Here is a 20,219-nt window from a genome sequence, read left to right on the forward strand (position 1 = left end):
TTGAGCGGGAAAAAAGGAAAATTATTTGTATTTTCAGCTCCAAGCGGTTCCGGAAAAACTACAATTATTAAAAATGTATTAAATGATTTTAAGGATTTAGTATTTTCCATTTCGGCAACGACAAGGAATAAACGCCCGAACGAAATTAATGGAATAGATTATTTTTTTTTAGATGAAGATTCTTTCAAACAAAAAATTGAAAATGATGAGTTCCTTGAATGGGGTAAATTTTTTGGATATTATTACGGTACTTTGAAAGATTTCGTTTTTGAAAAAATCGATAACGGTGTTTCATTGGTTCTTGAAGTTGACGTAAAAGGCGCGGTAAATATTAAAAAAGTTTATAAAGATTCCGTACTAATTTTCATTTCACCGCCAAGTATTGAAGAACTGAAAACACGCTTGTATAACAGAAAAACCGAGTCGGATGAAGATTTTGCCAAAAGAATTGAAAGAGCTGAAATGGAATTGAATTACAGAGAAAAATTCGATTATAATGTTTATAATTATAATCTTGATGAAGCAAGTAAAGAAGTAAATAAAATTATAGAAAAAGAATTAAGCAAATAGGAGAAACAAAATGGGCGTAACACCTGTAGATTTAAGAGTTCTAAAAGAAAAAGCAGCTAATTTATATGAAGCTGTTATCGTTTGTGCTCAAGAGGCAAGAAGAGTAAATGAAGATAATAAAACCGAATTCAGCAATCTTATAAGCACATTTGCTCCGGCAAGCGATGATGATTTTGATGAAAGAGATAATCAAGAACAAGAAAAGATTTCTTTGGAATTTGAAAAAAGAAATAAACCTCACATTGTTGCCATCAAAAAGATGGTAGATGATAAAATTGATTACCGCTTTAAGAACACCGAAGAGTAATAAAACTTTTTCATTTAAAGAGGAAGTCAAAACGACTTCCTTTTTTTTTACAATTTATTTTATTTAACTTTTGTTTAAGATATTTATTCAAATATAAATTTGAAGTCAGTGATAGATAAAAAACAAATATTAGAGGAATTAAAAAATCAGCAGGAAATATTTGGCGATGAGCTGTATGAAAAACTAACTCTCGAATTCAAATCACCAATTAAGCAAGAACCTAATATTAAAGAAAAAACAGAATTTTATATGCCCTCAACAACGTTATTTGAAGATTACTCAAACTGCAAAAGCTTAACAGAACTTTACGATTCCATTCATAATTGTCAGAAATGTCCTCTTGGCAAAACCAGAACAAAATTTGTTTTCGGGTCCGGAAATCCAAATGCCGACGCAATGATAATTGGCGAAGCACCGGGTGCGGATGAAGATCAGCAAGGACTTCCATTTGTTGGCAGAGCAGGAAAATTACTGACCGATATTTTAAAAGCTATTAATTTTGAAAGAGACGAAGTGTATATTGCCAATATTTTAAAATGTCGTCCGCCGAATAATAGAAATCCGCTTCCGCCGGAAATGGATGAATGTACACCTTATTTGTACAAACAAATTGATTTGATAAAACCAAAGGCCATTTTACTTTTGGGTTTAATTGCCGCAGGCAGTTTATTAAAAACAAAAGACAGCTTAACAAAATTACGCGGCAATGTTTTTGATTTGAATGGAATAAAAGCTATGGTCACTTATCATCCCGCCGCGCTATTGAGAAATCCTAATTGGAAAAGAGGCTGCTGGGAAGATGTTCAAAAATTTAGAAAATTATATGACAGCATAAAATAAAAAATTATTATGGATCAATTACAAAATCAAAATAATCTCATCAATCAGCCGCCGCAAGCTGTTGAAGTGGAAAGAGCAATATTAGGCGCAATAATGCTTGAAAGAGAAGCAATTGATAAAGTTGCATCAGTTGTTCAATCCGAATGTTTCTACGATAAAAAGAATCAATTAATTTTTGACGCGATGCTTTCGCTGTATGAATCTAATGAACCCATTGATTCTGTCTCTCTCTATGAAGAATTAAAAAAGAACAATAAAATTGAAGCTGTAGGCGGACCGGTTTATATAAGTAAATTATCGCAAAATATTTCTTCAGCCGCAAATGTTGATTATCACGCCAGAATAGTTTTAGAAAAATGGATACTGCGAAAGCTCATCAATTCATCAATGGAAATTGCAACAAGCGCGTACAAAGGCAATGAAGATGTATTTGATATTTTGGATTCCGCCGAAGCAAAAATATTTGAAATTACAGAAGCGGGATTAAAAGAATCATACAAAACTATGGACCGCGCAGTTCGTGAAGCGATAGAGCATATTGAGGCAATTCATTCAAAGAATATTTCTTCATTTTCTGTTCCAACGGGATTTTTTGGTTTGGATGATATGCTTGGCGGTTTTCAAAAATCTGATCTTATTATTATTGCAGCAAGACCTTCAATGGGAAAGACCGCATTTGCTCTTTCCGCGGCAAGAAATGCCGCCGTTGATAATCAAGTTCCGATAGCGGTGTTTAGTTTGGAAATGGCAACTATACAATTAGTAATAAGATTAATTTGCGCAGAGGCACGCATAAACGCTCACAGTGTTAGAACTGGAAAATTTAAAGCTGAAGATGGCCCCAGAATTAGCAGAACAGCGCATAAACTTTCGCAAGCGCCAATTTATATTGATGACACTCCGGGTCAAACCGTGTTGGAAATTAGAGCAAAAGCAAGACGGTTGAAATCTGAAAAAAATATCGGATTGATTATAATCGATTATTTACAGCTTATGTCTTCCAGTACTAGAATGGACAGCAGAGAAAGAGAAATTTCTACAATTTCCCGATCTTTAAAAGCTCTTGCCAAAGAATTAAATGTTCCGGTTATCGCTCTTTCTCAGTTAAACAGAGCTGTTGAATCAAGAAGTGATAAAAGACCGCAACTTTCCGATCTTAGAGAATCAGGTTCAATTGAACAGGACGCAGATGTTGTAATTTTTCTAAATCGTCCCGAATATTACGGTATAACTCAATTTGCCGATGGAGAATCGACTGAAGGTATTGCGGAAATTATAGTCGGTAAGCAGCGTAATGGTCCCACAGGAGATGTAAGACTTAAATTTCTTAAGGATTTTGCCAGATTCGAAAACTTGGATTTATTTCATTCAAGTTTTGAACAGCAAATATCATCAAGTGAAGAAGAGGATTTACCAATATGAAAATGTTTTATTTTTTTGTTTTTATTTTAATATATAATTTAAGTATCTCTGCGCAATCAATTTATTCGGAAAATGACGTTGAGATATGTAATTCAAAATTTGAATTTGCGGTTTCAAAAAATTTACAAAAATTACCCATAAGTGAAGTTGTTGCCGCAATCGGTAAAACTTATTTAGGTTTAGATTATGAGGCTTTTACTTTAGAAAAAGGAGATTCGGAACAGCTTGTTATTCATCTTTCCGGTTTGGATTGCTATACATTTTTTGAAAGCTCACTTGCGTTTGCGAGATGCATAAAAGAAGGAAAAACTACTTTTCAAGATTATCAGAATGAAATTAAAAATCTTCGTTATAGAAACGGAATTATTAATGAATATCCGTCAAGACTGCATTATGCGGCAGATTGGTTATACGATAACTCAAAACGCGGAAATGTGAAAGACATAACTAAAGAAATCGGCGGAACTAAATTTGACAAAAAAATTAATTTCATGAGCACGCATTCCGATTTGTATAAACAATTAAAGAATAATCCTAAATTTGTAAAAGAAATAAAATCTGTTGAAGATTCAATGAACAGTCGAGATTATTATTATATTCCTCAAGAGCATATCGGCTGTGCCGAAAGTAAAATTAATAATGGCGATATAATTTTAATTACCGCAAAAACGGATGGCTTGGACATTTCGCATACGGGAATTGCCGTTAAAATGGATGACAATAGAATTCATTTTATGCACGCGCCTATCAAAGGGAAGAAAATTCAAATTACCGAACAGCCGCTTGCCGATTATGTAAAAAGTGTTGAGAAACATACAGGCATTATGGTTGCAAGAGTTTTAGAGCCATAAATAATAAGGTTTTTTGTTTTCATTAAATAATTGCGACCGGTCAATTCAATAATTTTTATAAGTTTGTTCTTAAGAAAATTTATTATATTAAAAAATATTAAGAATAAATTTTTCGAAAACAATGCAAAGACTTTTTGACCTTTCTAAAAAAGAAAAGAAATTTGTAATAGGAATTATGTCCGGAACTTCTTTGGACGGAGTTGATGTAGCGCTTGTTGAAATTGATGGAAACAGTATTTTTACAAAAATTAATTTGATTGGATTTTTAGAATTCCCTTTCCCAAATGGTTTGAAAGATAAATTGTTGAAAAATTCAATTAAAGAATCGAGTAACGTTGAAGATATTTCACAATTAAATTTTCTTATTCCAAATATTTATTTTGACGCAATTCAAGTTCTGTGCAGATCTCTCAATTTCCCCATCGAAAAAATTGATTTAATTGGTTCGCACGGACAAACAATTCAGCATTTGCCGAATAAACAAAATTATTTTGATTACAATATTTCTTCTACATTGCAGATTGGCGATCCCGCTGTATTAGCTAAGTTAAGCGGAGTTATTACTGTCGGGGACTTTAGATCTGGCGATATGGCTTTGGGTGGAGAAGGTGCTCCGCTTGTTCCATATTTTGATTATATTTTATTTCATTCGCATCTGAAAAACAGAGCTTTGTTAAACATCGGTGGAATTTCAAACTTCACAATCTTAAACAAAGAAAAAGGATTGAAAGATGTATTCGCTTTTGACGTTGGTCCTGGCAATATGCTGATAGATATTGTTACAAAAAAACTTTTTGATAAAGCGTTTGACAATGACGGAAATTTTGCCAGATCAGGAAATTTCAATGATGAGTTATTTGAAAGACTGAAACTGCAAGATTCTTTTATTGAAAGGCAGCCGCCTAAATCTACGGGACGTGAATATTACGGTGAAAGCTTTTTATCAAATTTATTTAAAGATTTTGAAAACTTAAAAAGTGAAGACTGGCTTACAACAATTACAAAATTTACGTCATACGCAATTTTTAGAAATTATAAAAAGTTTATTGAGGAAGAAACAAAAATTGATGAACTAATTGTAAGCGGAGGCGGAGCAAAAAACAAATTTTTGTACGAATGTTTAAGTAAAGATTTCGGACAAGAGATTGAAATAAAAATAATTGATGATATCGGCGTTTCATCTGACGCGAAGGAAGCAATTTGCTTTGCAGTTCTGGCAAATGAAACGGTTTCGGGAAATCCTACAAACATTCCGAGAACAACAGGCGCTAAACATCCTACAATTCTCGGTAAAATATGTTTACCATAATTTCTTGAAAATACAAAATGCCAATTCACGAAATAGAAGCTAAATCAATTTTACGTAAATACAAAAAAATTGATTCATGGTTCATTTCTCATTACGGAATGAACTTATATAGAGGCTGCACCCACGATTGTGTTTACTGCGACGGCAGAGCTGAAAATTATTTCGTGGAAGGTGATTTCGGCAAAGATATTGTGATAAAGAAAAACGCAATTGAGGTTTTAAGAAATGAATTAGATCCTAAACGAAGAAGAATTCCATTAAAAAAAAGTTTTATTTTACCCGGCGGTGGCGTTGGAGATAGTTATGAGCCGGTTGAGCAGAAATATGAATTAACGCGTAAAGCTTTAGAACTGCTTTACGAATTCGGTTATCCGGTTCACATGTTAACAAAATCTGTATTAATTAAACGCGACTTTGATATTCTTCAAAAAATAAATAAGCAAAACAGAGCTATAATTAGTTTTAGCTTCTCTACCGTTGATGATAAAATTAGTAAAATCTTTGAACCTCTCGCTGCTTTGCCTTCAAAAAGATTAGAAACAATTTCGTTCTTTAAAGATCATGGCTTTGCGTGCGGAATGTTTTTAATGCCTGTAATTCCCTTTATTACCGATACTCCTCAAATGATCGAACAATCAATTAGCGAAGGTCTTAAAGCAGGAATTGATTTTATAATTTTCGGCGGAATGACATTAAAAGCCGGCAGACAAAAAGAATATTTCATGAAAACTATTTTCGAACATTTTCCTCACATGCAAATTGAATATGAAAATTTATATAATAATGATAATTGGGGAAATCCCGCAAAAGAGTATTTTGAAACAGTGAATTATACTTTCCAAACATTTGCTCAGAGAAATAAAATTTCCAAAAGAATTCCGGCCTATTTATTCAACAATATTTTAAATGAAAATGATTTGGTAACTGTAATTCTCGAGCAAATAGATTATTTGTTAAAACTTAGAGGTTATAAATCAAATTTTGGCTATGCGGCATATGCGGTTTCAAAATTAGAGACAAGCATTTCAAGCATACGATCTGAACTTGGACAAATAAATGGAATCGGTCCAACAATAAGAAAAATCATTTGGGAAATTTTAGATACCGGAACTTCCAGGTATTATGAAAGATTATTGGTTGAGTAAAAAATAACCGGAACGCAAGTTATTATGATTTAATAAGAAATTAAAATATTATATCAAACTTGATGATCAGCATGTTATTTATCACTTTAATTTTTCTCTCAATAATTGGTTCACTATTTGAGGATTTGCCTTGCCTTTAGTTTCCTTCATAATTTGACCGACGAAAAATCCTAATACTTTTTCTTTGCCGGATTTAAATTCCTCAACTTGAGATGGATTGTTTTTAATAACATTATCTACAGCAGTTTCAATTGCGGAAGTATCGGTAATTTGAATTAAATTTCTCTCTTCAACAATTATGTTCGGATCTTTATCGTCTTCCAACATTATGGGAAAAACGTCTTTGGCAATTTTGCTGCTTATTTTATTTGCTGTAATTAAGTTAATCAACTTTCCCAAATTTTTTGCGGAAACAGGAAATTTAGTGAAAGTTAATTTTTGTTCATTTAATATTTTTAAAACATCCCCCATTACCCAATTAGCTGCAATTTTCGTATCAGCGGTTTCTTTTAATACTTCTTCAAAATAATCAGCCATTTCTTTTTGTGAAGTTAAAACTTCGGCATCATATTCGGTTAACTGAAGTTCGTTAACAAATCTCTCTTTTCTTTTTTTCGGAAGTTCAGGCATACTTTTAAATATTTCGTTTTTCCATTCTTCACTTACCACAACAGGCATTAGATCCGGATCGGGAAAATATCTATAATCATGCGCTTCTTCTTTTCCTCTCATTGAAGCTGCCTTATTTTGCTCAGCGTTCCACAATAATGTCTGCTGCACAACTACACCGCCGTCCTCAACTAAATTTATTTGTCTATCAATTTCAAAATCAATAGCGCGCTGAACATTTCTAAATGAATTCATGTTTTTCACTTCGGTACGCGTTCCTAGTTTAGAAGAACCTTTTGGTCTTATTGAAATATTCGCGTCGCATCTAAGCGAACCTTCTTCCATATTTCCATCACAGATACCGAGGTATGTAATGATCTGTTTTAAATTCGTTAAATATTGATAAGCTTCTTCCCCGCTGCTAAGATCGGGTTCGCTTACAATTTCCATCAGCGGCGTTCCGCATCTATTTACATCCACTAAAGTATCCGAACCTTGATCATGAATAGATTTTCCGGCATCTTCTTCCATGTGAATTCTTTTAATTCTTATTTTTTTCACTTCACTGGTATTTATATTAATAAATCCATTTTCACAAATAGGCAGTTCAAATTGTGAAATTTGATAGCCCTTAGGAAGATCGGGATAAAAATAATTTTTTCTTTCAAACGTTGAAGTTTCATTGATAGTGCAGTTTGTTGCCAATCCCATTAATGTTGTAAATTCAACAACTTTTTTATTTAAGACCGGTAAAACTCCCGGATGACCCAAGCAAACCGGACAAACATTTGAGTTTGCCGGATTCCCGAATTTTGTAGAGCAGCCGCAAAATATTTTTGTCTCCGTTAAAAGTTGAGCATGAACCTCTAAACCAATGACCGCTTCAAATTCCAATTTTAACCCTTTTGTAAAAATTTATGGGGTAAATATAATTATTTAAAAATAGAAAATTTTGAAATCGTTTATAATTTTATAATATTCGGTTTTAAAAATTGAGGTAAAAATTGAAATTAGATTTTATTGCTTTCGCTGCGCATCCGGATGATGCTGAATTATCAATGGGAGGCACAATCGCAAAATTAACAAAAGCCGGTTCAAAATTTGGAATTGCTGATCTGACCGGCGGTGAACTTGGAACAAGAGGTTCTAAATCAATTAGAAAAATTGAATCGAAAAATGCCGATAAAATTCTTAATGTTGCCGTTAGAGAAAATTTAGGAATTAAAGATGGTCATGTTTTTATAAATCAGGAAAATACATCGAAAATTGTAAAAGTTATTAGAAAGTATCAGCCTGAAATAATTTTTGCTCCATACTTTAACGACAGACATCCCGATCATATTGAAACAAGCAAATTAATTAAACGTGCAATGTTTCTTTCCGGATTGCCAAAATATAAGACAATCGTTAATTCAAATGCTCAAAAAGCTTACAGACCAAAAAAGATTTATTATTTTATGCAGACTTACGAATTTATTCCATCTTTCATTGTTGACATTTCTGAAACCTTTGATACAAAAATGAAAGCGGTTTGGGCTTATCAAACACAATTTTTCAATAAAAATTCGAAAACAAACGAGCCGGAAACTTTTATTAGTAATCCGGAATTCATAAAATATTTGGAAGCGCGCGCCAAGACTTTTGGATTTAAAATTGGGAAACCATTTGGTGAACCTTTCTTTTCTGAAGAAGCAATTGAAATGGATTTATTTAACATTTTAAAAGGGAATTTATGAAGTTAGGACTGATTGGCACCGGTTTAATGGGTAAGCCTATTGCGCAAAAATTAGTTGAATCAAATCATAAATTAAATATTTACAATAGAACAAAAAGCAAAACAGCAGAACTAGCAAAATTAGGAGCCGTCGCATTTTCAGATATTATAGAATTTATGCAGGAAACTGATGCAATTATTTTAATGCTTTCAAATTACGATTCAATAGATGAAGTTTTATTCGGCAGCAACATTGGAAATTTTGAAAACAAAACTATAATTCAAATGAGTACAATTTCACCATCGGAAAGTGTTGAATTAAACTCACGAATAAAAAGACTTCGCGGAAGTTATTTTGAAGCCCCCGTTTTGGGAAGCATTCCTCAAATATTAAATGGAGAATTAATTGTTTTAGTCGGTTCCTCTAATGAACAGTTTTCAAAATGGAAAAATATCTTTGATACATTTAGCAATAAGGTTTTGCATATCGGCGAAATTGGACAGGCTGCGGCAATGAAATTAGCACTGAACCAATTGATAATTTCCGAAACAGTTGCATTTGCTGTTAGTCTTGGCTTTGTAAGAGAAAATAATTTGAATGTTGAAACATTCATGGAAATATTACGAAACAGCGCGTTGTACGCACCAACATTTGATAAAAAATTACCAAATTATCTTAGCGGAAATTTTGATAGTCCAAATTTTCCGGTAAAACATTTACTAAAAGATCTGGATTTGATGTTAAATTCATTTGCGGAAAAAAATATTAATACGGATTCATTAAAGTCGATTAGAAAAATTTTAATTGATTCAATTCAAAAGGGCAACTCAGATAAAGATTATTCGGCAATATATAATTCGGTTCATCTCCAAAAGAGAAACCAATTTTGATTTTTGTCATCAAACAAAATAAAAAGGATTTAGTATGACATATTACATATCTAAAATTGTCGATTATTCATTTGATGATGCTTTAATAAAAGTTCAGGAAGAATTAAAAAAAGAAGGGTTTGGTGTATTAACTGAAATTGACGTTCAGTCAACATTAAAAAATAAATTAAATGTAGATTTCAGGAAATACAAAATACTCGGAGCGTGCAATCCTCCTTTAGCTCACAAAGCGATGAAAGCGGAAGACAAGATCGGAGTTCTTCTTCCTTGTAACGTTATCGTTCAGGAAACTGAAGATAAAAAAATTGAAGTAGCTTTTATGAATCCTATTGTTGCAATGCAGGCCGTTAAAAATGAAGCGCTTGGTCAAATAGCCGAAGAAGTGACAGGCAAATTGAAAAAAGTTTACGAGCTATTATAATTTTATTTTGTTAATCAAAATCACCAAAAATAAATCCGAAATTAAAAGAAATATTATTTAAGTCGGAATTACTGATTTTCGAATTTTTCTCTAAAAAATAAAAATTGTAAGCTAATCCTATTCTTATTTCAAGCCAATTAAGAGTTGGAATTTCTGCAAATAATTGCGGAGCACAGACTATTCCACCAAGATTGATAGCGGGATTTTTTGGCTTAAATAGCGGAAAAGATTTTTCATATCCAATTATTGAAACATATCCGAGATTTATTAATACTCCAGAGTAAACATTTTTAAAATTTGAGTAATAATAGCCGCTTAAAATCCCGGATTGGGCTAAGGAAAAATATTTCAGTTCATTTTTAAAATTAACTTTCAAATTTGAAACAAAACTTGAAGCATAAATTCCGGCTAAATATTTTTTCTCAACTAAAATTCCGCCCTCAATTCCTTGAAATGAAAAAGCTTCTCCAAAAAAATCATGATGCTGATGAAATAAAGAGCCATAAAAATTTACCTTAACTTTGCTAGAGTCTAAATTAAAAGGATTTTGCTCTTGGGCATAACAAGAAAAATAAATAAAAGTAAAAAGAATATATAATTTAACAGAAAATTTTAACATTACAGATTTATTAATTTATATGATAAGAGAAATGTCCACGTTTGTAAAATGCCTATATTAATTCTTTCAACTAATCCGAAGTAAGCTAATTTGTGAATAAATAAGTAAGCCGTAAATCCGCCGAAAAGAAATATTAAAATTCCTGCTACTATAGATAATACTCCAAATCTTTTCCAGAATGTGTCTTTTAAAAAACCAAGTCCAATTGTTACGGGTGTTAGAATTGTAATTGGCGCAATTAACGCAGTAACTACTAAATGCATAAATCCGGAAAAAGATTCTTTACTCCCAGGTAAATCTTCAGGAAATATTCCATACGAGATTGATAAAATATGAAGTGAGATAAAAAGTAATCCGCCTATAAAAACTAATCTGATGTGTTTTTTACTTTCCAGAAAAGTGAAAGCAAGTGCAAAAATTAGCGCGCAAAATCCATATATTGTTGTAATTGCAAGTAGTAAAAATCTGTTTGGAGCTTGGCTTGCGGTCAAATCACTTATAGGCTGCTGCAGATTATTATAATCCGGCCATAAAAAGCTACCAAGTACAATATGAAAAATATAAAATATTACAGAAATTATTCCGGCTGAAAATAACAGCTTTCTAAAATTAAAAGTTGCCATTACTTGAGCAAATTCCATGAATAAAAATTAATCTAAAAATTTTCTAATTATTTTATCAAGTTGATCAAACTCAATTAGAAATGCGTCATGCCCGTGTATTGAATCAATTTCAGTATAATCTTCGTTTGGAATTTGACTTTGATTTTCTTTTTGTTCTGCAACCGGATATAGAATATCAGAATTAATTCCAACACATTTTGTTTCAGCCTTTATTAATGAAAGTGCGTTTGTTATTCCGTTACGGTCTTTTCCAACGTCATGATAATCCATTGCCTTACTTAAATAAAGATAAGTGTTGGCGTCAAATCTATTTGTTAGTTTTTCGCCTTGGTAATTAAGATAACTTTCTATTTCAAAAATATTTTCTTTATGATTAAATCCACGGCCGAATTTTTTATTAAATGAATCAAAACTTCTATAACTGATCATCGCAATTTTTCGAGCTAAACCGATACCTTTTTCAGGCTGATGTTTGTAATTACCGTTATTCCAAACAGGGTCATTTATAATTGCATTTCGAGATGCTTCGTTCAAGCCAATTGCCCAAGCCGAATGAGCAGCTGAAGTCGCGATTGGCATTATTTTATCAACTAAATCCGGATACATAATAGCCCATTCCAAAACCTGCATTCCGCCAAGCGAACCGCCGATAGCCAATGTAATTTTGTTAATTCCAAGTTTAGCAAGCAATGCTTTTTGAACTTTTACCATATCTCTAACTGTTATTTCGGGAAAGTTCATTCCGTAAATAGAATTTGTTTTTAAATTCAAACTTGTTGGACCGGTTGTTCCGTAACAACTGCCTAAAATATTTGAGCAAATTATAAAATATTTATCCGTATCTAAAGGTTTCCCGCTTCCAATTAAGGGCGACCACCAGCCTTCTTTACCATCAAACATTTTATTATACGAATAAAGCTTAGGATATTTTTCAGAATTTTTAATTTCAATATCTTCAATAATTCCGGCTGCATGCGCGTTTCCCGTCAAAGCGTGGTTAACAATAATTACATTGTTTTTTTCTTTGTTTAAAGTTCCGTAAGACTGATAAGCAACAGTTACAGAATCTAATTCCGCGCCGCATTCAAGTTGAAGAGGAACTGACTGACTAAATAAATTTTCAAATTTAGTAATTACAATCATTTCCTCTCCTCACAATAAATTTTCATTACATTCCAAAATATTTATTGCATAAAATATAATTTATTTTCCATTTAATGCTTGTTCAAAATCATTAATAATATCATCAATATGTTCAATTCCAACAGATACTCTTATAGCTTCAGGTGCTACACCAGATGCTCTTTGTTCATCATCGGAAAGCTGCTGATGTGTTGTTGAAGCAGGATGTATAACAAGAGTTTTTGCGTCGCCTACGTTTGCCAGCAAACTTGCAAGTTTGACTTTATTGATAAATTTCTTTCCTGCTTCTAATCCGCCTTTTATGCCAAATGAAAGCATCGAGCCGTAGAAACCGCTGCGTAAATATTTTACCGCATTTATATGAGAAGGATATTCTTTTAATCCTGGGTACCAAACCCAATCAATTGCAGGATGGTTCTTTAACCAATTTGCCAATATTAACGCGTTGCTGTTATGCCTTTCTATTCTTAATGATAAAGTTTCCAATCCTTGTAAAAATAAAAATGAATTAAACGGACTTAAGCATGGACCCAAATCTCTTAATCCCTCAACTCTTGCACGAATAATAAAAGCAATATTTCCAAACTGTGATCCTTTGCCAAAAACTTCATTAAAATTTAATCCATGATAACCGGGTGAGGGTTCTGTAAATAATGGAAATTTTCCGTTTCCCCAATCAAAATTTCCCGAATCAACAATTACTCCGCCTATAGAAGTTCCATGTCCGCCAATCCATTTTGTTGCCGATGCTACAACAATATCGGCGCCATAATCAATTGGACGAACTAAATAGCCTGCCGCGCCAAATGTATTATCCACAATTAATGGTATTCCATTTTTATGCGCTACTTCGGCAATCTTTTCAAAATCCGGGATATTTAATTTTGGATTACCTATTGACTCAATATATATTGCTTTAGTTTTATCATCAATTAATTTCTCAAAATTCTCTGGTTCATCTCCATCGACAAATTTTACATTTATTCCGAGACGTGGTAAAGAAACTTTGAATAAATTAAATGTTCCTCCATAAAGAAAGCTTGTTGATACAATATTATCTCCGGCTTGCGCAATATTAGTTATTGCCAAAAGTTCGGCTGCTTGTCCGGAAGAAGTTGCAAGTGCGGCTACTCCGCCTTCTAATGCTGCTATTCTTTTTTCAAAAACATCCGAAGTCGGATTCATTATTCTAGTGTAAATATTTCCGAATTGTTTTAATCCAAATAAATTAGCCGCGTGTTCCGAATCATTAAAAACATAAGATGATGTTTGATAAATTGGAACTGCCCGTGAATTTGTTGCCGAATCAACTTCTTGTCCAGCGTGAAGCTGTAAAGTTTCATATTTATAATTACTCATTTTATTCTCCTTTCAGTTAGAATTTTTTTGTTTTGTGTTTTTACTTCAATTTTCTAAATACATTAATTTATTTCAATTCTATCGCAAATAATTAAGCTAAAAAATCTGTATATATTTTGATCAAGAAAAGATCATATTTTTGAAAGTATCAAGAGGGCAAAAAAAAACCTCCCGGGAAAAGATTCCAAAGGAGGTTTATAAATTCCGATATTATCTTTCCCTATTTACTAGGGCAGGATTTGGCACCTTTCAATAATGACGGTTGCCAAGGCTTCACAGGGCCTGTTCCCTCTGCCTTTCTTGATAATTGAATTACTTAAAGAACGTTCAAATTTTATTGATGGAGAAAATATAAAAATCTTCTTCTCAATGCAAGTAATATTTTAGTTTTGTAAAATTTCTTTTAAATCTTTATACTGATTAGAAATTTTAATTGTATTGCCAATTTTATTTAGACAACTTTTTAATCGGTCAGGAATTTCAGGAATAATATTTAAATTATCTTCAATTACATTAATAAATTTTGCCGGATGCGCAGTTTCTAAAACAACTCCGGATACATTTTCGTTTATTGTATTTTTGTATTGATCAAAAGCCAAACAACCGACAGCTCCATGCGGATCAATTACGTATTTAAAATTATCGTATAAATATTGAATTTTATTTAATGTTTCCTCATCCGAAAAACTTTTTGAAAAAATTAAATCCGAAATTACCTTGTGATCATTTTTATAAAGATCGATAATTCTTGCAAAATTACTTGGATCACCTACATCCATTGCGTTTGACAAAGTTTCAACCGAAGCTTTGGGCAAAAATTTTCCTTCACCAATAAATTTTGTGAAAACGTCATTTTTATTTGTGGCTGCAATAAATTTATTTATTTGCAGTCCCATTTCTTTGGCAAAAAGTCCCGCTGTTAAATTTCCCAAATTACCGCTTGGAACTGAATAAACTATTTTTTGATCTTTGTTTTCAATTTGTTTGTAACTTTCAAAATAGTAAAACGACTGCGGGATCAATCTGCCAATATTTATTGAATTAGCCGAACTTAAATTTATTTTTGATTTTAAATTTTCATCCACAAATGCGGTCTTAACCAAACGCTGACAATCATCAAAAGTTCCTTCGACTTCAACTGCCGTAATATTGTTGCCTAATGTGGTAATTTGTTTTTCTTGTATCTTACTTATCTTTCCGCTTGGAAATAAAACCAATACTTTAATTCCTTCAACATTTAAAAATCCATTTGCAACTGCGCTTCCGGTATCACCCGATGTAGCAACTAGAATAGTTATTTCCTTATTTAATCCTTTTAGAAAATATTCCATTGTTCTTGCCATAAATCTGGCGCCAAAATCTTTAAAAGCCAAAGTTGGTCCGTGAAATAATTCAAGTATGGAAAGATCGTCAGAAAGCTTAATAATGGGAGCTTCAAATGAAATTGAATTTTCAATTATAAAATGTAATTCATTTTCGGAAATTTCATCTTCAATAAAATTCCTTGCGACTTTAAAAGCGATTTCTTGTAAAGTAAGATGTGACAGATTTTTAAAAAATGTTTCAGGCAATCTCGAAATTTTTTCTGGCATGAACAAACCTTTATCGTTTGCCAATCCTTGCAGAATTGCCTGCTTAAAACTTACTTTGTTTTCTTTATTATTCGTGCTGTAGTATTGCATATCTCAATTAGTTATTTCCGAATATTACTATCGAAAATCAATTTAAAGCTCTGGATTCCCGGAGAAACCGGGAATAACAGAAATGATTATTAAATTATTTTTGGTCCGTGTGGATTTATTTTTGAAATATATAAAGTTGATTTGATTCCTGATTTATTTACGATTCTTTTCATTGCTGAACCTATTTTTTTTGCGTTATCAAGAGAACCGGAAAAAGCAAAAATTGAAGGTCCGGATCCGGAAATGGAACAGCCAAAAGCACCGGCATTTATTGCAGCCTTTTTAATTTCATAAAAATTCGGAATCAATACCGCTCTTGCCGGTTCTGATATTTCATCTTCTATTGATCTTGCAATTTTATCTAAATCACCTTCGTATAAACCCGAGACTAAAGTTCCGATATTACCAAAATGTTTACGAGCTTTTTTAAGCGGCATATTTTTTTTAATTAATTTGCGTGCTTGTTTTGTTTCAATAACAATTTCAGAATATAATACCGTGCAAAATAAATTTTTAGGAACCGGAAGTTTAACTACGTCTATTGGGTTATAATCTCTAATTAAAACAAATCCGCCAAACAATGATGGCGCTACGTTATCGGCATGTATTGCTCCGCTTGCAATTGATTCACCCAAAACGGCAAAGTTTAATACTTCCATTTCATTAAAGTGATTATTTAATAATCTGTTCATTCCGTATACTGCGGCAACAGAACTTGCTGCGCTTGAACCAAGTCCACTACCAATCGGCATTTTTTTGTGTATCTCAATATCCAAGCCTATTTTTTTATCGCCAAATATTCTAAGCATTTCCATTAAACCGTAGGTAGCTGTATTTTTTTCAATAGCGTAAGGAAGAACTCCGTTGTCTCCCGTTATTTTTTTAATTTTAACAATTCCGTCATTTCGTAAACTTAACGAAACAATATCTCCGGGTTTATCAATGGCAAAACCAATTGTATCAAAACCGCAGCCAACATTAGAAACTGTAGCGGGTGCAAAGACTTTTATTTTATTCATTAATAATTCCGTTTAAATATCCTTGCGCTTTCAATAATTCTGCAAGTAAAATTGTTCCTCCTGCGGCTCCTCTAATTGTATTGTGCGAAAGCACAACAAATTTATAATCAAAAATTTCACATTCGCGCAAACGACCAACGGAAGCAGCCATTCCATTTTCTAAATTTCGGTTTAATCTCGGTTGAGGTAAATGATCTTCTTCAAAAAAATGGATTGGAATTTTAGGAGCAGATGGTAAATCTAGTATTTGAGGCAACGATTTATATTCTTTCCAAACTTTTACAATTTCTTCTTTGGAAGGTTTTTTAGAAAATTTAACTTGAACATTTTCTAAATGACCGTCAATGACTGAAACTCTGTTGCATTGCGCACTAATATTAATATCTGCGAATTCTATTTCCGAACCATTTAGTTTACCCAAAATTTTTAATGGTTCCGTTTTCATTTTATCTTCTTCGCCGCTTATATATGGAATAACGTTATCAATAATATCCATACTTGGAACTCCCGGATATCCTCCTCCAGAAACTGCCTGCATTGTTACAACATTAACCGTTTCTATTCCAAACGCATCATGCAGAGGTTTAAGAGCCATAACCATTCCAATTGTTGAACAATTTGGATTTGTAACAATTCCGCCAGATTTATTTTTCAATAACTCCAAATGTTCATAATTTACTTCGGGAATAAGCAAGGGAACTTCTTTATCAAATCTATGGTTTTTAGAGTTTGAAATTACAAAGTATCCTTTGTTTGCAAAGTCGGTTTCTATTTGTCCGGCGACTGAAGAATCTAATGCACTAAAAACTAATTTTGAATTTAAATTTGGCTCGCATGCTTTTACTTCCATATCAGCAATTGTTTTATTAAGCTGAGAAGCCATCACCCATTTTGTTGCATCTTTGTATTTTTTACCCGAAGATCTTTCCGAAGCCGCAAGTTCAGAAATTTGAAACCAAGGATGATCGGATAAAAGCTCTATGAATTTTTGTCCAACACTTCCTGTTGCGCCTAATATTGCAACTGGTATTTTTTTCATTTTCAACCTAAGTAATTAATAATTCTTAAAATATCCGCAAAAATTCCTGAAGCGGTAAATTCCGCGCCGGCTCCTCTTCCTCTAATTATTAAAGGCTGAGTGGAATAATTTTTTGTTGTTATTGCCGCTATATTGTCATTTCCCTTAAGATTATAAAACGGATGTGTTTGATCAACTTCAACAAGTTTTACAGTTGCCTTATTATTTTCATAAGAAGCAATATATCTTAAAACTGATTTATTTTTAACTGCGGAAATTTTTCTTGCTTCAAAGTCTGAATCGGCGGCTTCCAAAATTTGGAAGAACGTTTCAATAGTTTTAACTTTTCTTGCTTTTGCGGGAACTAAATTTTCAACATCAATATCTTTCAGCTCAAAGTCAATACCAATTTCTCTTATCAGAATCAGTAATTTTCGTGCGACATCCAAACCGTTAAGATCGTCACGCGGATCCGGTTCGGTATAACCGCTTTCCTGTGCCGTTTTAACAATATCGGAAAATTTTTTATCTTCAACAAATGAATTAAATAAGTAGCTTAAAGTTCCCGAAAGAATACCTTCTATTTTAATTATTTTCTCGCCGCTGTTAACCAAATCTTTAATTGTAGAAATAATTGGTAAGCCAGCGCCGACATTTGTACTATAAAGAAATTTTACATTTTTCTTTTGCGATGTTTGTCTTAACTTTTTATAAAAATCTAATTCTTTTGTATTTGCGATTTTATTGGGTGTAGTTATAGATATGTTTGATTTAAGAATTTCTTCATAAAAAGGAATTGCGGTTTCGTTTGCCGTACAATCAATAAAAATTGAATTTGCCAAATTTAATTTTTGAATTTCTGCAACGAATTTCGATATGTCGGATTTGGTTTTAGATTTCTCCAAAATATCTACCCAATTATTTACATCAATCCCGCTTAAATCAAAGTGCATTTTTTTACTGTTTGCAATACCAATTACTCTTAGTTCAATAGACCTATCATTTTTAAGAAAGTCTTTTTTATCGGTTATATATTTTAATAACGCGCTGCCAACCAATCCAATTCCAACCAAGAAGATGTTGTATACCTTTCTTTCGGCAAGAAATAATGAATCATGCAGAACATTCAAAGCTTTAGACAATTCTTCATTCTTAATTACGCAAGAAATATTCAATTCGGATGAACCCTGAGCAATTGCGATAATGTTGATACCGTTTTTACCCAATGCTTCAAAAACTCTTCCCGATATTCCCGGAGTGTGACGCATATCTTCGCCAACAACCGCGATAATTGAAAGATTTTTTTCAGCTGTAATTTCCCTTACTCTTCCGTCAAAAATTTCTAAACGCAACGCGTTTTCAATCGCGCTTTTTGCTTTTTGACCTTCATCAGGAAGAACCGCGATACATATACTTAATCCGGAAGAACCTTGCGTTAACATTAAAGATTTAATTTTTTCATCGGCTAAGGAATCAAATATTCTCGAAGTAATTCCTTCGTTGCCGAAAAGTCCGCTTCCGCTGATTCTCAGCAAAGTTATATTATCAACAGAAGAAATCCCTTTTGCGCTGAATTTTATTTTGGGCTGTTTTTCTAGTATAACAGTTCCCTTAAAATTAGTATTGAAAGTATTTCGAATTCTAATTTTTATATTATTATCAAACGCAGGCTGCATTGTAGGTGGATAAATTACTTTAGCGCCAAAGTACGACATTTCCATCGCCTCCTGATACGTAACAGCTTTTAATGGAATTGCTTCTTTCACTTTTCTTGGATCAGCCGTTAAAATTCCGTTTACGTCTGTCCAAATTTCTATTTCTTCGGCTTTTAATGCAGAACCGATAATTGAAGCCGTAAAATCTGAACCGCCTCTTCCCAAGGTTGTAATTTCGCCTTCTTCATTTAAGCCGATAAATCCGGTCACAATTTGCATTAACTGATGTGCTTTAAAATATTTTACGATATTTGAATTTGTCTGTTCATAATTTACATGTGCATTACCGAAGTTGTTATCAGTTTTAATAATTTTGGTTGCGTTTAAATATTCACATTCAATTTTTTTACTTTTAATAGCTTCTGCAATTATAAAATTTGAAAGTCTTTCTCCATAACTTAAAATATTGTCTAAAATTCTGGGAGTAAGTTCTCTCAAAAGGTAAATTCCTTTTAGGATATCATTTAACTCATCAAAATGATCCGTAATATGTTTTTGAGCTGAGTTCTTTTTAGAATGATTTACTAAAACATCAAACGCGTCCAAGTGTTTTAAACGTAATGATTGAAATAATCCAAGGTAGGAATCATCTCTTTTTAAAGCTCTGTTGCTAAGATCAATAAGTTGATCCGTAACTCCACCGAATGCGGAAAAAACAACCGCAATTTTAATATTTTTTGAATTATAATCTTCTATAATATTGATAACTTGAGAAATTCTTTCCGCATTACCAACCGAAGTTCCGCCAAATTTTAATACTTTCATAATTTTGCATAAATTTTCATAAACAATCGGGTATTATATAAATTAACATCATTAAGAACAATATTTTAATTACAAATTGAGATGGAAAATTTAATTTATTTGAATATTTATAACATCGTATTCATTCAATATTCTAAAAAATTCTATATGATGAAAAAATCATTTTGTTCGATTTCTAACAATTTTCACTATATTTG

Annotated in this window: 19 protein-coding genes and 1 riboswitch; of the genes, 10 read left to right on the plus strand and 9 right to left on the minus strand. The window is 32.4% G+C overall.

What is annotated here, in order from left to right; translation table 11 throughout:
* The 7 genes from gmk to IPK06_10920 all read left to right on the plus strand — a co-directional run bounded on the left by gmk (position 1) and on the right by IPK06_10920 (position 6,444).
* The gene (gene gmk, locus IPK06_10890; GenBank protein MBK7980474.1) at positions 1-570 is read left to right on the plus strand and encodes a guanylate kinase; all 570 of its coding nucleotides are present in this window, start codon (positions 1-3) and stop codon (positions 568-570) included.
* Between the two features lie 10 nt (positions 571-580).
* Entirely contained in the window at positions 581-877 is a 297-nt protein-coding gene (locus IPK06_10895; GenBank protein ID MBK7980475.1) for a DNA-directed RNA polymerase subunit omega, read from the plus strand.
* A 249-nt stretch (positions 878-1,126) separates the two neighbouring features.
* Complete coding sequence (locus IPK06_10900) at positions 1,127-1,717, plus strand: uracil-DNA glycosylase (GenBank protein ID MBK7980476.1); 591 nt, start codon at positions 1,127-1,129, stop codon at positions 1,715-1,717.
* Between the two features lie 9 nt (positions 1,718-1,726).
* Positions 1,727-3,139: a replicative DNA helicase gene (gene dnaB, locus IPK06_10905; GenBank protein ID MBK7980477.1), complete on the plus strand. Its 1,413-nt coding sequence runs from the start codon at positions 1,727-1,729 to the stop codon at positions 3,137-3,139.
* Complete coding sequence (locus tag IPK06_10910) at positions 3,136-3,990, plus strand: DUF1460 domain-containing protein (protein MBK7980478.1); 855 nt, start codon at positions 3,136-3,138, stop codon at positions 3,988-3,990. The genes dnaB and IPK06_10910 overlap by 4 nt, the downstream gene beginning before the upstream one ends.
* A gap of 121 nt (positions 3,991-4,111) precedes the next feature.
* Positions 4,112-5,299 (plus strand): anhydro-N-acetylmuramic acid kinase, encoded by a 1,188-nt coding sequence (locus IPK06_10915; protein ID MBK7980479.1) that lies wholly within the window; start codon positions 4,112-4,114, stop codon positions 5,297-5,299.
* A 17-nt stretch (positions 5,300-5,316) separates the two neighbouring features.
* Positions 5,317-6,444 carry a hypothetical protein gene (locus IPK06_10920; protein ID MBK7980480.1) on the plus strand — a complete coding sequence of 376 codons (1,128 nt, stop codon included), beginning with the start codon at positions 5,317-5,319 and terminating at the stop codon, positions 6,442-6,444.
* 81 nt (positions 6,445-6,525) lie between these two features.
* Here IPK06_10920 and gatB read toward each other — a convergent pair whose 3' ends face one another.
* The gene (gene gatB / locus IPK06_10925; protein ID MBK7980481.1) at positions 6,526-7,947 is read right to left on the minus strand and encodes an Asp-tRNA(Asn)/Glu-tRNA(Gln) amidotransferase subunit GatB; all 1,422 of its coding nucleotides are present in this window, start codon (positions 7,945-7,947) and stop codon (positions 6,526-6,528) included.
* A 110-nt stretch (positions 7,948-8,057) separates the two neighbouring features.
* Between gatB and bshB1 the strand changes: the two genes are divergently transcribed.
* From bshB1 to IPK06_10940, 3 genes are read left to right on the plus strand one after another with little or no spacing between them, the layout of a single operon-like run.
* Entirely contained in the window at positions 8,058-8,789 is a 732-nt protein-coding gene (gene bshB1 / locus IPK06_10930; GenBank protein MBK7980482.1) for a bacillithiol biosynthesis deacetylase BshB1, read from the plus strand.
* Positions 8,786-9,658: an NAD(P)-dependent oxidoreductase gene (locus tag IPK06_10935; GenBank protein MBK7980483.1), complete on the plus strand. Its 873-nt coding sequence runs from the start codon at positions 8,786-8,788 to the stop codon at positions 9,656-9,658. The genes bshB1 and IPK06_10935 overlap by 4 nt, the downstream gene beginning before the upstream one ends.
* Before the next feature lie 34 nt (positions 9,659-9,692).
* Positions 9,693-10,079 (plus strand): DUF302 domain-containing protein, encoded by a 387-nt coding sequence (locus IPK06_10940; GenBank protein MBK7980484.1) that lies wholly within the window; start codon positions 9,693-9,695, stop codon positions 10,077-10,079.
* Between the two features lie 10 nt (positions 10,080-10,089).
* Here IPK06_10940 and IPK06_10945 read toward each other — a convergent pair whose 3' ends face one another.
* The 8 genes from IPK06_10945 to thrA form a co-directional block, all read right to left on the minus strand.
* Positions 10,090-10,698, minus strand: a complete 609-nt coding sequence (locus IPK06_10945) for a hypothetical protein (protein MBK7980485.1) — start codon at positions 10,696-10,698, stop codon at positions 10,090-10,092.
* Positions 10,698-11,321, minus strand: coding sequence for a DUF998 domain-containing protein (locus tag IPK06_10950; GenBank protein ID MBK7980486.1), 624 nt, complete (start codon positions 11,319-11,321; stop codon positions 10,698-10,700). The genes IPK06_10945 and IPK06_10950 overlap by 1 nt, the downstream gene beginning before the upstream one ends.
* Before the next feature lie 27 nt (positions 11,322-11,348).
* Entirely contained in the window at positions 11,349-12,464 is a 1,116-nt protein-coding gene (gene metX, locus IPK06_10955) for a homoserine O-acetyltransferase (GenBank protein ID MBK7980487.1), read from the minus strand.
* 60 nt (positions 12,465-12,524) lie between these two features.
* Complete coding sequence (locus IPK06_10960; protein ID MBK7980488.1) at positions 12,525-13,823, minus strand: O-acetylhomoserine aminocarboxypropyltransferase/cysteine synthase; 1,299 nt, start codon at positions 13,821-13,823, stop codon at positions 12,525-12,527.
* Between the two features lie 207 nt (positions 13,824-14,030).
* Positions 14,031-14,133: riboswitch (SAM riboswitch) on the minus strand.
* A 73-nt stretch (positions 14,134-14,206) separates the two neighbouring features.
* Positions 14,207-15,505 carry a threonine synthase gene (gene thrC / locus IPK06_10965; protein ID MBK7980489.1) on the minus strand — a complete coding sequence of 433 codons (1,299 nt, stop codon included), beginning with the start codon at positions 15,503-15,505 and terminating at the stop codon, positions 14,207-14,209.
* Positions 15,506-15,594: 89 nt separating this feature from the next.
* Entirely contained in the window at positions 15,595-16,524 is a 930-nt protein-coding gene (locus IPK06_10970) for a homoserine kinase (GenBank protein ID MBK7980490.1), read from the minus strand.
* Positions 16,517-17,563 carry an aspartate-semialdehyde dehydrogenase gene (asd, locus tag IPK06_10975; GenBank protein ID MBK7980491.1) on the minus strand — a complete coding sequence of 349 codons (1,047 nt, stop codon included), beginning with the start codon at positions 17,561-17,563 and terminating at the stop codon, positions 16,517-16,519. The genes IPK06_10970 and asd overlap by 8 nt, the downstream gene beginning before the upstream one ends.
* Positions 17,564-17,565: 2 nt before the next feature.
* A complete protein-coding gene (gene thrA / locus IPK06_10980; GenBank protein ID MBK7980492.1) occupies positions 17,566-20,022 on the minus strand; it encodes a bifunctional aspartate kinase/homoserine dehydrogenase I in 2,457 nt (818 codons plus the stop codon).
* Positions 20,023-20,219: the final 197 nt, after the last annotated feature.

It is taken from the genome of Ignavibacteriota bacterium (assembly GCA_016713565.1).
Taxonomy (GTDB): Bacteria; Bacteroidota; Ignavibacteria; order Ignavibacteriales; family Melioribacteraceae.